The sequence below is a fragment of the Paenibacillus terrigena DSM 21567 genome (genome assembly GCF_000374845.1).
Classification (GTDB): domain Bacteria; phylum Bacillota; class Bacilli; order Paenibacillales; family Paenibacillaceae; genus Paenibacillus_K; species Paenibacillus_K terrigena.
The window spans coordinates 599,376-612,633 of the sequence record NZ_KB895414.1 but is presented as its reverse complement, the minus strand read 5'-3'; the positions used below and the strand labels follow the sequence as shown (position 1 = coordinate 612,633).

Sequence of the window (13,258 nt, the reverse complement as noted above, 5' to 3'; positions counted from 1 at the left end):
ATGGCAGCAGGCTAACCGCCGCATAAACTGAAATCCTTGATTACAAAAGGAAAGACACGGACAATTATATCCGTGCCTTGAATACAAGTTGCTAGCCGCTTGCCCCTCTTCAGTTTCGAACAGATTAAGAAGGAGATTGTCGGAAAGGGTTAAGAAACGATTTGGGGATGGTGGATTCAAACCGTAAGAGCTGACCTGTCGTCGGATGCACAAAAGCTAATACACGTGCGTGAAGACCGAGTCGATGAATCGCCTTAGAGCGCGAACCATATTTTTTATCGCCTACAATGGGATGCCCTAGATCTTGCATGTGGACGCGAATTTGGTTTTTCCGCCCCGTCTCGAGATGGACCTCTAATAAGCTGAAGTTTTTATTGGATTGCATAACTTTGTAATGGGTCACTGCGTGTTGACCGTCATTTGGGCGAGAACTGGAATACATCTTTAGTGTGCTGCTCTCTTTCAGCCAAGACGAAATGGTGCCTTCCGGTTTCTTGACTTGTCCTTCCACTAAGGCAACGTAGGAACGATCCTTCACACTTTCCTGCCAGGAGTTCTGCAGCAATTGCTGGACTTTCTCGCTCTTGGCGAACATCATAACACCTGACGTATCCCGATCCAGCCGATGCACGACGAAAATTCTGCCTTTGGGGTCTTTACTTCGAACGTGACTCGTTAGCTGTCGGTAAGCTGTTATTTCATTTTCTTGGGGAGAAGCGATCGACAGCAAACCAGCATCTTTCTGAATGACAATAATGTCCTCGTCTTCATGTAAAATGGTCAGGCCGACGAGCTGCGGCTCCTCCGCAACTTTGTCTTTATTGATCGTAACGGTTTGTCCGGGCACGAGGGGACAATTGTATTCCGTCACGACTCGACCGTTGACCGAGACCTGCCCACGAGCCAGTATAGATTTTACAGCATTGCGGCCAAGGTTGGACTGTTTATGTAATAAAAAAGGCAGCAGCTCTGCCGGTTCTTTGACTGTATATTGACTAATATTGGGGCGCTTGGTTTTCGGGGAGTTCTTTTTGTGATGTTGCATGCGTGAGACCACCTTTTTTCTGCTTTTAACGATCCTTTTCTACATATCTCTGGGACTCACTATACCATGAAGGGCGTGGAATTGCTATGAATGCGGAGTCACGCCTGAACGGACGGAATTTGCGGCTTCCCGTTCATTTCGAATTGAACGGATAGCCATACGCAGGATACAATGGATGTAATTCCCATGGAATGGTGTGATATGTTAATGAACCATATGAGACGAACGCGATGGATCTGCCTCATAAGCCTCTGCCTTCTTATCCTAGGAGGTTGTGAGATGCAAGGTGGTGCAGGGACGGTAAAAGGGGCTGGGTTTGCGAATAGCGAAATCTATCAATCTGTAATGAATGAGAAGTCTATCTCGTATTATAAGCCGTTAGATATGAAGGAAGGGCTTCCACCACTGCCTGAGCCCTGGCAATCGAAGGTAAAGACAGTTGACACGACGAAGCTTCCATTTCACGTTGGTCAAGAGCGGGCTTATCTTGTTACATTCCAGCAAGGTCAAATAAAGGCGCTTCATCATCAAATCCAGCTGACTTATCTGAAAGATAAGGACGAGTACGGGCGTTACGGGAATGAATTCTTCATTATTCGGATGACAGAGGTGGCACAGGATCCATTCGCTAATCTGAAAAGAGTAAAGGATATAGATCTTTTCGGAAATAAGCTGGAGCAAGGTTATATCCTTGAAGGGGTTCCTTACTATCATCATATCATTCAAACAAATAGCGCCTACACTTATCAATATTATGGATATGACGACGAGAAGCAGCGGGTCAACATGACGGTGACGAGTGCGAATGAAATCAATTTCTATATGGACGGGATTCACTACCAGATCGCTTATCAGGTGGACGGCAATCGGGTAAATCGAAAGGTAGAGAAACAGATGGTTGCACTCGCCAGGGCGTTCGTCCAAGGTTAGAATAACTTCTTATAAATTCTGAGTTGTTCTCTTGTAGCTGGAAAGTGTGCGTATTATACTATACGAGGTAAAGTTTGGTAAATATCATGAAGGAGGGGACCAGGTGACTTCGAATCTACAGCAGCATAGCGATCAAGGTGAGACGATTATTGATGTGCAAGGACTGCGCAAACGATATGGTTCCTTTACAGCAGTGGACGGCATCGATTTTCAAGTGCGCAGAGGCGAGATTTTCGGCCTTCTCGGACCGAATGGAGCAGGGAAAACAACGACGATGGAGATGATCGAAGGTCTTCGGCAGCCCGATGAAGGCAGTGCGAAGGTTGCGGGATATGACACCCGCACGGATCTTGGCAAGGTGAAGACGGTGATCGGCGTACAACTCCAGTCGACTTCGCTATTCGAGCTCTTGAAAGTGAAAGAAATTACGAAGATGTATGCCAGCTTCTATGAGCATACGGTGCCGATTGGCCCTCTGCTCGCGAGTGTGACGCTGGAAGAGAAGCTCAATGACCGAGTGAAAAATTTATCCGGTGGGCAGAAGCAGCGTCTTGCCATCGCATTGGCACTCGTGAACGATCCGCAGATCGTGTTCCTTGATGAACCAACGACAGGACTCGATCCACAAGCACGGCGTACCCTCTGGGATATTATTCTGAAAATGCGCGATAACGGCAAAACCGTCGTCATCAGTACGCATTACATGGATGAAGCTCAGCTGCTCTGCGATCGGATTTGTCTAATGGATCAAGGAAAAATTATTGCGCTCGATACACCACGGAACCTCATTTCGAATATGAATTCGGAGAGTGCAGTTGAATTCCGGATACCTGAAGAATTGCAATGGAACGATGAGCGGAAGGAAAATCTGCTGAGTGAACTGCAGCAGTTGAGTGGCGTACGCATTGCGGAGTTCCGCAAGGACACATATGTGCTCTATACAGACGATCTTCAGCAGACGCTAACGGACTTCATTGATCATTGCAAAGCGCAGGACATTCAATTCGCAGACTTACTAACACGAACAGCGACATTAGAAGATGTCTTCATCCATATGACCGGAAGGAGCTTGAGAGAAGAATGAGAGCCTATGGCCAATTAACGATCGCACAGCTCCGGTTATTCGGACGCAATAAGCAAGTGTTGTTTTTTACATTGTTTTTCCCGGTCTTCTTTATGGTGATGTTCGGTTATTTGTTCAGCGGCAACGGCAGCTTGAGCATTTATGGCGGTCTTATTGATCTGGATCAGACGACAGAATCGAAGGCTTTCGTCGCAGCGCTAGATCAGCAGAAAGAAATTTTGAAGCTGGATAGCGAGACGCCTCAAGCCGATGCGATGGAGAAGTTGAAGCAAGGCGACAATCAGATGGTTATCGTCATTCCGAAAGGCTATGGGGATAAGCTGAAGGCGGCGATGGCCTCTCCTGAGGCTGCCAACTCGGAGCATGGTATCGTCGAAGTGTACTATGATGAGACCCAGGCACAGAAGTCAGGGGCAGCATTGAATGCCGTGTCCCAGGTTGTCGACGGTATCAGTAAAAGCTTCCTGAAATATAATCCTGTGGTCACAATTGAGCCCAAAGGCATTGAATCCCTGAATCTGAAATATATCGACTTTCTCGTACCAGGGATCGTGGCGATGATGATCATGTCGAACAATTTGAACGGTGTAGCAGGGCAGATCGCTTCATGGCGGGAGCGCGGCGTATTACGCCGGATGCAGAGCACACCGCTCAAAGCATCGACCTTTATCGCAGCACAGATTACGGCAAGACTCATCTTAAATGGTGCACAGGCGTTAATCCTGTTGCTCATTGGTTCCATTGGTTTCGGTACGCAGATGAACGGATCCTGGGCGCTACTGCTCGGATTTGTCATCATCGGGACACTGGCGTTCATGGCGATTGGATTCATTATCGCGGGACTTGCGAAGACGCCGGAAAGTGCGGGTCCAATCGCAGGCTTTATCTCGTTCCCGCTGATGTTTCTCGGCGGCGTGTTCTTCCCGATTCAGAGCATGCCAGCATTCCTGCAGCCGATCATCAAGGCGCTTCCAATTGCGCATCTCAGTACGGCGCTTCGTCAGATCATGAACGTCGGCGCTGGCATTACCCAGTTGTGGAGCGAAGGATTGCTGCTCTGCGCCTGGATGATTGTTGCGTTTATCGTGGCTAGCTTTACATTTAAGTGGGAATAGCATGACCCAAGAAGACCTCCATTCACAACATCTGTGAATTGGAGGTTTTTACTTCATGGTTACAGCTTTCTATCTAACCAAGGACGTAGAATAGGCAGCACGCTCGCAGCCTGCATCGCTTGGGTGTGGTCGAGTCCTTCAAGCACAGCGACGTCCCAACCGTAAGCTTCAATTTCTTGGCGTCGCTCTACCAGCGGTCCTATGATGTTGACATGGACATCGCCCCAATTTGGTCCGTAATCAATCTTGTCAGCCGTACCGGCAAAGCACAGCCTTGGACAGGAAATTGCCGATTGAACGGCACGGTCATCGAATGGTTGTAGATGCTCGTACAAGGTGACGAACTGCCTAGTCTGTGCCTCGCTCATTGTCACATCGACATTCGACCAATCATAGTCGTCCGTATTGCCGTCCCATGCATCATTTGTTGTTGGTTCAGAACTTAACTTCTGCGGGGGCGCGATGGTCATCTCATGCGTCGCCCGTGTTACGGCCAGCATTTCCTTGTACGGCCCGGCGATCGGTGGAAATCCACCCATAATCAGTGCAGAGAGTCGGTTGGTTCGAATGGAGAGCTGCATACCGCTTAGGGCAAGCCAGGAATATCCGTAATAAGCGAATGTATCCGCACCAGCTGCGTTTGCAATGGCTAGAAAATCATCTGCGATGTTCGAGGGGGTTAAGGTATCAGGTTTCGCATGCTTGAATACATGACCTTCATAGTCGTAGGCGATGACGCGATAACGATCTCGAAGACCATCCACGATGGATCGGCCTAGAGCCGGATCGACGCCCCATTTCAACATTTCCTCCGCCTGAGCTCCCTCTATGATCTGCGTATTGACGGGAAGAAGCAAGCTGGGACCTTCCCCGTAAATTTCGATTTCGATCAGACTTCCATCATGCATTTCTACTTGAATCATCGTAATTCGTCCTCCTACCCTAATTAACGTATTCAAGTTCTACTCTACAACATTGATGCAAGTGAGAAGGTAGCGCCAATACGATCTTTTTAGAGCAGGGGATTTTCCTTATAAAAGATTGTTAAAGCACTTTAAGGTTTTAATTGAATGTTTGCATTGAAAGATCGATTTGAGTTAACTTAATGATCAAGTATTCAAGCGAAGTGAGTGAATGCATGCGATGCACGGGCAACAATTTTACAAACCCATTGAGATTGCAAGAGAGCTTCAGATCAGCACAAGTGCATTAAGGCATTATGAATCCTGGGGAGTTATCCCTACTCCAGAACGTACGGAGAATGGCTATCGACAGTATACGAAGGTACACTTTGCGTATTTCCGTTGTCTTCGAGCATTGATTCCAGGCTTCGGCTTCAAGATGACTTATGACGTCCTGCGCCAAATTCAGAATTCCGCACTTAACAACGCGCTCTGGTTAATTAACGAAGAGCAGTCCAAGCTGCAGGAGGAGAAGCGTATTACGGAACAGACACTAGCCCTGCTGCAAGATCCCCAATTAATGACCGTGAAAGATAAGCAGATCAAAGGCTTGATGACCATTGGCGAAGTGGCTGCGATGACCGATGTACAGACTTCGGCGATCAGGCACTGGGAGAAGGAAGGGCTATTATCACCCGTACGGAATCCTGACAACGGATATCGGCTCTATTCGCCATTGCATGTGAGACAAATTTTATTGATTAGCACCTTGAGGAAGACGGTGTATTACTTGGACAAGATGAAAGAGATCGTTCAAGCCGTTGAGCATCACAGCATTGAGAAAGCTACAGCAGTCGCCGAAGATGCACTCCTTCGGATTCATCGGCGTAATCGGCAGCAATATACTGGCGTCCATCAATTGATGGAATTATGTAAGGAGGTTGGGTTGATAGGAGATGAGGGGGATGCTCGTCCCTCCATTCATCACACGTTCGATAAGGAGCGGGACCATTAGCTTCTGATCTAGCGGCAGAATCTTACCAGATCCTCCTATGCTGGAAGCTGGGAAATATAGTGAGAAAACTTTCTGTCGAAGTACTTTCAATTCTATTGTGGTAAAATAGAGAGATGAAGATCATGGTCATGGGAGAGATTACATGTTAGAGCAAGCTCAAAAAGCTTTGCAGCAATACTACGGATACCCGTCCTTCCGCGAGGGGCAGAAGAAGATAATTACGAGCCTCCTTGAAGGCCACGATACACTCGGCATTATGCCGACGGGCGGCGGGAAGTCGATCTGCTACCAGATTCCTGCGCTTCTCTATCCGGGAACGACGCTCGTAATATCCCCGCTCATCTCACTTATGAAGGATCAGGTAGATGCACTGAATACGGTAGGTATTTCAGCAGCATATATTAATAGTTCGCTGACGACACGGGAAGTCAATGAGCGGCTATCCGCTGCGCAGCGTGGTGAGCTTAAACTGCTCTATGTTGCGCCAGAACGGCTTGACTCCGATTGGTTCTGTCAACGTGTCGAGTCACTGCAGATTTCTTGTGTTGCGATTGATGAAGCACACTGTGTCTCCCAATGGGGACATGATTTCCGGACAAGCTATCTCGCGATTGCGCCATTCGTACGAAACCTTCGGACAAGGCCGATCCTTGCCGCATTCACCGCGACGGCGACACCAGAAGTCACACAGGATATGGCGAGGCTGCTGGAGCTTACCGATGCGAATCTGTTCGTAACAGGATTTGGGCGCGACAATCTAGCGATGCAGGTGCTGCGTGGTGAGAACAAACGAGACTTCGTGATGAACTATGCGCAATCGCAAGCATCGCAGCCTGGGATTATCTATGCAGCTACGCGTAAAGATGTGGACGAACTGCACACGGCGATGCATCGGAAAGGTCTGAATGTTGGCAAATATCACGCTGGGCTATCAGACGAGGAGCGTGCGCACAACCAAGAAGCCTTTATTTATGATGATATTCGGGTGATGGTGGCAACGAATGCTTTTGGCATGGGGATCGACAAATCCAACGTGCGTTACGTCATTCACTACAATATGCCGAAAAATATGGAAGCCTATGTCCAAGAAGCGGGCCGGGCAGGCCGGGATGGCGAGCCGAGCGAATGCATCTTGCTCTTCGGTCCACAGGATATTATTACGCAGAAGTTCTTGATCGAACAGAACATGCAATCCCCGGAACGCAAGTCGAATGAATATCGGAAATTGCAGACGATGGTAGATTACTGCTATACGCCGAAATGTCTCAATATTGCGATTCTCGATTATTTCGAAGATCAGGGTGAGCGCAAGCCTTGCGGTCTTTGCAGTTCCTGTAAGGATGAACGGGAGCTCGTCGACATTACGATTGAGGCGCAGAAAATATTCTCCTGTATCCATCGTATGCGCGAACGGTTCGGCGTATCGATGATTGCAGGTGTGCTTCGAGGCTCGGCGAACAAGAAGGTACTGCAATACCGTTTCGACCAACTGCCGACCTATGGCGTGATGCGTAAATCGACGGACAAGGAGATCAGTGATCTGATCAATGTCTTAATCGCCGAAGGCTATCTGATGCTGGCTGAAGGGCAGTATCCGGTTGTCAAAATCGCTCCGCTCGCCGTTGAGGTATTGAAGGGTCAGCGCCAAGTGTTCCAGAAGGTGCACAAGCAGCCGGAAGCAAGGCCTGGCTCCATGGACGAGACCCTATTCGAGCAGCTCCGACTCATCCGCCGGGATTTGGCTGCGAAGGCCAAAGTGCCGCCGTATATTATTTTCAACGATGCGACGCTGCGTGAGATGGCTGAGCTCAGTCCGACGACCGAGAAAGCCATGCTGCGTATCAAAGGGGTAGGAGAACAGAAGTTCCGTAACTACGGCGCGCCGTTCCTGCAATTTTTCCAAGAGAAGAGTATGCAGGAGAGCCATGGTTTTGAAGACTAGGTCGGCTAAATTTGCTAGAATAAGAGCATTCTAATAAGAAGATGAAATACAAATTTACACATAGAGAACGAGGTCAACACATGAAAGTCGTACTATCTACGCTAAATGCGAAATATATTCATACATCACTTGCGCTGCGCTTCCTCAAAGCGTTCAGCGAGAAAGACTTCCCGGATATTGAACTGGCCGAGTACACGATCAAAGATCCGGTCATGAACATCGTGTCCGATCTATTCCGCCGCAAACCCGAGGTCATCGGATTCTCCTGCTATATTTGGAACATCGAAGAGACGATTGAGGTCATCAGTATGGTGAAGAAAATTATGCCGGAAGTGAAGATCGTCCTTGGCGGTCCTGAAGTTTCCTATGATACAGACTATTGGATGAATCGGATTCAAGACGTGGATTTCATCGTGATGGGTGAAGGGGAAGAGACCTTCCATCAGCTGCTGACTGAAATTCAGACGACGCAAAAATATCATTTCGTCTACGGCCTTGCTTATCGTAAAGGGACTGAAGTGATACTGATGCCAGGCCGACCGAAGCTGGATCTGGAACAGGTGCCGTCACCGCATCGTTTTGCCGAGGATCTGCCGGATTTATCGAAGCGTATTGTTTATTTTGAGACGAGCCGGGGTTGTCCATTCAGCTGTCAATTCTGTTTGTCTTCGATTGAAGTAGGCGTGCGGTATTTCGATATTGAGAAGACGAAAGCAGATATCATCTATCTGATTGACAATGGGGCGAAGCTGATCAAATTCGTGGACCGGACCTTCAACATTAAGCGGGATTACGCGATGGAGATGTTCCAGTTCTTAATCGATAATCACCGCGGATGCGTGTTCCAATTCGAGATTACGGCGGATATTATGCGCCCAGAGGTGCTGGACTTCTTATCAGAACATGCACCGCCAGGGGTATTCCGCTTCGAGATCGGCGTACAATCGACGAACGATGAGACGAATGAGCTGGTGAAGCGTCGTCAGAACTTCGCGAAGCTTACGCGTACGGTTCAGAAGGTGAAGGACAGCGGGAAGATCGATCAGCATTTGGATTTGATCGCAGGTTTGCCGCTTGAGGACTATGATACATTCCGGAAGACGTTCAACGATGTGTTCGCACTGCGTCCGGAAGAATTACAGCTCGGGTTCCTCAAAATGCTGCGCGGTACGGGGATGCGAATCGATGCGCATAAGTACAACTATATTTATATGGATCATGCGCCGTATGAGATTCTGGGCAACGATATTTTACCGTTCTCGGATCTGGTAAGGATTAAGCGGGTAGAGGATGTGCTGGAGAAATATTGGAACGCCCATCGAATGAATCATACGCTCGAATATTTGATTACCCAGGAATTCGACTCAGCGTTCGATTTCTTCCAAGCGTTCGGCGATTATTGGGAAGGGCAAGGCTGGCAGAAGATCGGACATCAGCTCGAAGATCTGTTCACGAGACTCTACAGCTTCCTCCAATCACGAGATACCAAGCAGATGGACATCATCTTGGGGTTGATGAAGTTCGATTACTTCCTCAATCACAAGTATAAGCCGCGTAAAATCTGGTGGGATTTCACGATGGAGAAGAACGCGTGGGCTGCCTATATTAAGGGAATGGTGGAGCATCCGGAGCGGGTATCTGCAGAATTCGCAGCACTAGGTCTCTCGGAGAAGGAGCTTCATAAACACGCAGTCATTGAAATGCTGCCGTTCAATCTGCATGCGTTGATCGGAGATCAGGCGACCGTAGAGGAGCAGTCAACACTGCTTATCGTGCTGTATCAGCAAAATGAGCAAGAGAAGCCTGTTTATTATACGATGCCGCTGCTTGCGGCGGTTGTTGAATAGAGGCTGTAAGGAGAATGACCATCGGGGAGCCGGTGGTCATTTTTACTGGGATTTCCATGCTGACCCAAACCCATCAATCCGAAAAAATCGTTAAGCGATTGGGAAAACAAAGTGATTACGCCTATCAAAATAAACGATTTGCCATTCTAGAAGGTATCACCAAATGCAAACGATAGAACGTTGAAATGCAACAAAGACCGCAAGGGATATCCCTGCGGTCTTTATTTTGCTTAAGCTTGAGCTGATCGCGATTCAATCTGATGGTCCAGCCAAGCGATCGTATCGTTCGTGACCTCATCTCGATTGATTTCGTTCAACATTTCATGGCGACCGTCGCGGTACAGCTTCGAACGCACGTTGGATAGACCAAGCTCTTGATAGAGCTTCAGCAGTTGCCGTACGCCTTTCCCGTGCAGGCCAACAGGATCTCGATCCCCCGAGAAGACGTAAATCGGAAGATCCTTCGGAATACGCTGCAGCTGCTCGGGTTGATGGATTTCTTGCAATAGGCCGAAGAAATGATAGAAGAAGCCTGATGTACAGAGAAAACCGCAATATGGATCGGCGATGTATTTGTCGACTTCAGCTGCATCACGGGATAGCCAGTCGAACTCTGTTCGCGTTGGGCGGAATGCACGGTTGAACGAACCAAAAGACATGTCATTGAGCAGCTTGCTCGGATGTCGATCGCCTCGAAGCGTCATCTCGAGCTTTGCGATGGCGCGGCCTGGACCTAACAATCCTCTTGGACCATTTGTTCCGGATAGAATAATCCCATCGACCAGATGCGGATATTCAACCATATATTTTTGGGTTAGAAAAGAGCCCATACTATGCCCCATGAGATAAAGCGGTATTGTGGGATGTGCATTGCGGATATGCTTGCTCACTTGGGCCATATTTTTAACTTTCCAGTTGAAACCATCATCACCAGGGTGTCCTAAATCCTCAGTCGATGCGGCGGTACGGCCATGGCCGCGATGATCATGGGCATAGACGATATAGCCTTGCTCCGTCAGCGCTTCGGCGAATCTGGCATAACGAGCGGCAGTCTCCGCCATGCCGTGCGCGATTTGCACAACCCCTTTACAGGAGGCATCGTCTGCGTCAGGGCGCCAATGATAGATATAGAGATTGAATCGTTCCTCATCTTGTAGGGTGAAATTCGTTGTCTTCATTCGGCTCATCCTCTCTCATGATCTTATAGCAAGAGCGCAGCTACGGCGCTGCGCTCTTGAGGTCTAATTATAGAGTAGAACGAAGCACCGTACAGTGCCCCTCAAGCGAGTACTTCCCTAAGTTTGCAGGAAGCAAGAAGCATTGGCCGGCTTGAAGCGACTCTTGGCCGTTCTCCCACGTTAATGTTCCTTCACCTTCGCAGACGATGAGGATTACGAAGCTCTCAGGTGTTGTAGTCAGCTGCCATGGCGCTGTTACGATCCCTTTTTCCACGTGGAAGTAAGGTGATTTGGCAAGCGTTAACCATGCATTTGGTGCAGTGTCGGTCTTCATATACGTCGCGCCGGAGTCACCGAAAGCGACCGTGTTCAGGGAATCTTCGATGTGAAGCTCACGCAGCTCGCCATCCAGACCTGGACGGTTGTAATCGTATAGACGGTACGTCGTATCGGAGTTCTGCTGAATTTCAGCGACGACGACACCGGAGCAGAGCGCATGCACAGTCCCAGCTGGGATGTAGAAGGAATCGCCAGGAGCGACTTCAACTTCTTGTAGTGTGTCCATCACTTCATTATTTTCTAGTGCATGAGCAAGCTGTTCGCGAGTAACGCCCGGTTTCAGACCGTAGATGATTTTAGCGCCTGGCTTGGCATCAAGGACGTACCACATTTCCGTCTTGCCGAGCTCACCCTTAGGCAATTTCTCGTAATCATCGTTCGGGTGAACCTGAACGGATAGGTCGTCGTTGCAATCGAGCAATTTGATCAAGAGCGGGAAGCGTGTATCTGCGTCGATGTTTGATTTTGTACCGAACCATTCTTTGCCAACCTTGTGGCGGATGTCTTCTAAGTTCAGGCCTGCAAATTCGCCGTTAATTACTTTTGTCGTACCGTTCGGGTGATCGCTGATCATCCAGCCTTCGCCGATTGCGCCATCCGGCATGTCAAGTCCGAATTGCTCCAGGGCGCGGCCTCCCCATACTTTTTCTTTCATCTCAGCTTTGAATTGAATTGGGTATGCTTGGGTCATGTTGAAATATTGCTCCTTTCAAAATAAACAGCGATTATAGTGAAAATGTATATTAGGATTCCGAGTGGAGCCGTACTAGACTTGCACAGCAGGTTCGAAAAATTCGAGCTGCTCTCGGTCAGGACCTTCGAAGAAGAAGTATTTGCTTCCATTCGGAATCGTAACGATTTGATCATGAATCAGTGAAATGCCAAGTTCACGCAGACGTGCATGCTCTGACTCAATATCTTGCACGGTGAATGCGACGTGATGGACTTTGCCTTCATTCGGGAGCTCGCCGTTATTCGGCTTCTCGACGAGTTCGATCTCCGTCTGGCTTGCCCCTGGGAAAGCTAGAAATGCAAGACGCACTTGATCGTTCGGCTGCAAGATATGTAGTAATTGTAACCCGATTACGTCCTGATAGAAAGTGATGGATTGCTCTAAAGATTGTACCATAATACCGACATGTTCAATTTTCTTAACGCTCATGAATTTATTCCCCTCTCGAAAACATGGTAGAAGCGATATGTCGCATACGGTTAGCGCTTCTCGATGGCAATGACGTATGGCGCCTTCGGACGCTGCGTCATCCGGTACAGAATGGTCTGGCCTTGACTCGCGGGCAAGGCCGCAGCCCATGCTTCGACGGCATCGCCTTCGGTATCCCCGCCTTCATGGCCGGGATACACGACAATCGTCACGATCCCGCCCGGTCTCAGCACGCGGAGCGCGGCTTCGAGCGCAGGCAGCGTCGTCTCCGCGAGCGTAATGACGCGCGCGGACGCATCCATCTCGGCCACCGGCAGGTAGCCGAGATTGAACATCACGGCGGCGACGTGCCCGTGCGCCGCCTCGGGTAGTGCCGCCGCAAGCTCGGCATGGCTGCGGAGCAGCAGCCGAGCAGCGGCGAGGCCGCCAGCGCCCTTGCGCATCGCGCGGGCGCCTGCGGCAGGCTCTGCCGCGCCAGCTTCGCCGGGCGCGGCCGCTGCATTCAGCCGCTCGCGCGCTAGCTCTAGCGCGAGCGGCTGAATGTCGAAGCCATAGACGGTGCCCTGCGGGCCCACCGTCTTGGCGAGGAACAGCGTGTCGACACCGGTGCCCACGGTGGCATCCACGACAATATCGCCCAGCTGCGCGCGTTCAGCGACGAGCTTCTGAGCGAAGCTCAGTACGGAAAGGAAACCCATA

The 13,258-nt window shown here is 49.4% G+C and carries 13 protein-coding genes; 6 read left to right on the top strand and 7 right to left on the bottom strand.

The features are described from left to right. Positions 1–124: 124 nt before the first annotated feature. Together C558_RS0110855 and C558_RS33745 are read right to left on the bottom strand one after the other, a co-directional pair. Positions 125–1,045: an RluA family pseudouridine synthase gene (locus C558_RS0110855; RefSeq protein ID WP_018756293.1), complete on the bottom strand. Its 921-nt coding sequence runs from the start codon at positions 1,043–1,045 to the stop codon at positions 125–127. A 98-nt stretch (positions 1,046–1,143) separates the two neighbouring features. Continuing rightward, positions 1,144–1,290, bottom strand: coding sequence for a hypothetical protein (locus C558_RS33745; RefSeq protein WP_018756292.1), 147 nt, complete (start codon positions 1,288–1,290; stop codon positions 1,144–1,146). A gap of 34 nt (positions 1,291–1,324) precedes the next feature. On the opposite strand from C558_RS33745, the gene C558_RS0110850 reads away from it, so the two are divergent. From C558_RS0110850 to C558_RS0110840, 3 genes are all read left to right on the top strand, one after another. Then, positions 1,325–1,975, top strand: a complete 651-nt coding sequence (locus tag C558_RS0110850) for a hypothetical protein (protein ID WP_018756291.1) — start codon at positions 1,325–1,327, stop codon at positions 1,973–1,975. Positions 1,976–2,078: 103 nt separating this feature from the next. Then, positions 2,079–3,059, top strand: coding sequence for an ABC transporter ATP-binding protein (locus C558_RS0110845; protein ID WP_018756290.1), 981 nt, complete (start codon positions 2,079–2,081; stop codon positions 3,057–3,059). After that, a complete protein-coding gene (locus C558_RS0110840) occupies positions 3,056–4,174 on the top strand; it encodes an ABC transporter permease (protein WP_018756289.1) in 1,119 nt (372 codons plus the stop codon). The genes C558_RS0110845 and C558_RS0110840 overlap by 4 nt, the downstream gene beginning before the upstream one ends. A gap of 59 nt (positions 4,175–4,233) precedes the next feature. On the opposite strand, the gene C558_RS0110835 is transcribed toward C558_RS0110840, so the two are convergent. Then, a complete protein-coding gene (locus C558_RS0110835; protein ID WP_018756288.1) occupies positions 4,234–5,097 on the bottom strand; it encodes an alpha/beta fold hydrolase in 864 nt (287 codons plus the stop codon). 211 nt (positions 5,098–5,308) lie between these two features. Here C558_RS0110835 and C558_RS0110830 point away from each other — a divergent pair, with 211 nt between their 5' ends. The 3 genes from C558_RS0110830 (at position 5,309) to C558_RS0110820 (ending at position 9,880) form a co-directional block, all read left to right on the top strand. After that, the gene (locus C558_RS0110830; RefSeq protein ID WP_018756287.1) at positions 5,309–6,091 is read left to right on the top strand and encodes a TioE family transcriptional regulator; all 783 of its coding nucleotides are present in this window, start codon (positions 5,309–5,311) and stop codon (positions 6,089–6,091) included. Positions 6,092–6,233: 142 nt separating this feature from the next. Continuing rightward, positions 6,234–8,033, top strand: a complete 1,800-nt coding sequence (gene recQ, locus C558_RS0110825; protein ID WP_018756286.1) for a DNA helicase RecQ — start codon at positions 6,234–6,236, stop codon at positions 8,031–8,033. Positions 8,034–8,113: 80 nt separating this feature from the next. After that, a complete protein-coding gene (locus C558_RS0110820) occupies positions 8,114–9,880 on the top strand; it encodes a B12-binding domain-containing radical SAM protein (protein WP_018756285.1) in 1,767 nt (588 codons plus the stop codon). A 230-nt stretch (positions 9,881–10,110) separates the two neighbouring features. Here the strand turns inward: C558_RS0110820 and C558_RS0110810 are convergent, their stop codons facing one another. The 4 genes from C558_RS0110810 to C558_RS0110795 form a co-directional block, all read right to left on the bottom strand. Continuing rightward, a complete protein-coding gene (locus C558_RS0110810) occupies positions 10,111–11,058 on the bottom strand; it encodes an alpha/beta hydrolase (protein WP_018756283.1) in 948 nt (315 codons plus the stop codon). Positions 11,059–11,125: 67 nt separating this feature from the next. Continuing rightward, positions 11,126–12,088, bottom strand: a complete 963-nt coding sequence (locus C558_RS0110805; protein ID WP_018756282.1) for a type I phosphomannose isomerase catalytic subunit — start codon at positions 12,086–12,088, stop codon at positions 11,126–11,128. 75 nt (positions 12,089–12,163) lie between these two features. Continuing rightward, the gene (locus tag C558_RS0110800; protein WP_018756281.1) at positions 12,164–12,559 is read right to left on the bottom strand and encodes a VOC family protein; all 396 of its coding nucleotides are present in this window, start codon (positions 12,557–12,559) and stop codon (positions 12,164–12,166) included. Between the two features lie 50 nt (positions 12,560–12,609). Further along, positions 12,610–13,257 carry a class I SAM-dependent methyltransferase gene (locus C558_RS0110795; RefSeq protein WP_018756280.1) on the bottom strand — a complete coding sequence of 216 codons (648 nt, stop codon included), beginning with the start codon at positions 13,255–13,257 and terminating at the stop codon, positions 12,610–12,612. Position 13,258 lies beyond the last annotated feature (1 nt).

Coding starts and splice junctions, on each gene's coding strand:
- C558_RS0110855 (WP_018756293.1), bottom strand. CDS start 1,045: ATGCAACATCACAAAAAGAACTCCCCGAAAACCAAGCGCCCCAATATT.
- C558_RS33745 (WP_018756292.1), bottom strand. CDS start 1,290: ATGAGGCAGATCCATCGCGTTCGTCTCATATGGTTCATTAACATATCA.
- C558_RS0110850 (WP_018756291.1), top strand. CDS start 1,325: ATGCAAGGTGGTGCAGGGACGGTAAAAGGGGCTGGGTTTGCGAATAGC.
- C558_RS0110840 (WP_018756289.1), top strand. CDS start 3,056: ATGAGAGCCTATGGCCAATTAACGATCGCACAGCTCCGGTTATTCGGA.
- C558_RS0110835 (WP_018756288.1), bottom strand. CDS start 5,097: ATGATTCAAGTAGAAATGCATGATGGAAGTCTGATCGAAATCGAAATT.
- C558_RS0110830 (WP_018756287.1), top strand. CDS start 5,309: ATGCATGCGATGCACGGGCAACAATTTTACAAACCCATTGAGATTGCA.
- recQ (WP_018756286.1), top strand. CDS start 6,234: ATGTTAGAGCAAGCTCAAAAAGCTTTGCAGCAATACTACGGATACCCG.
- C558_RS0110820 (WP_018756285.1), top strand. CDS start 8,114: ATGAAAGTCGTACTATCTACGCTAAATGCGAAATATATTCATACATCA.
- C558_RS0110810 (WP_018756283.1), bottom strand. CDS start 11,058: ATGAAGACAACGAATTTCACCCTACAAGATGAGGAACGATTCAATCTC.
- C558_RS0110805 (WP_018756282.1), bottom strand. CDS start 12,088: ATGACCCAAGCATACCCAATTCAATTCAAAGCTGAGATGAAAGAAAAA.
- C558_RS0110800 (WP_018756281.1), bottom strand. CDS start 12,559: ATGAGCGTTAAGAAAATTGAACATGTCGGTATTATGGTACAATCTTTA.
- C558_RS0110795 (WP_018756280.1), bottom strand. CDS start 13,257: ATGGGTTTCCTTTCCGTACTGAGCTTCGCTCAGAAGCTCGTCGCTGAA.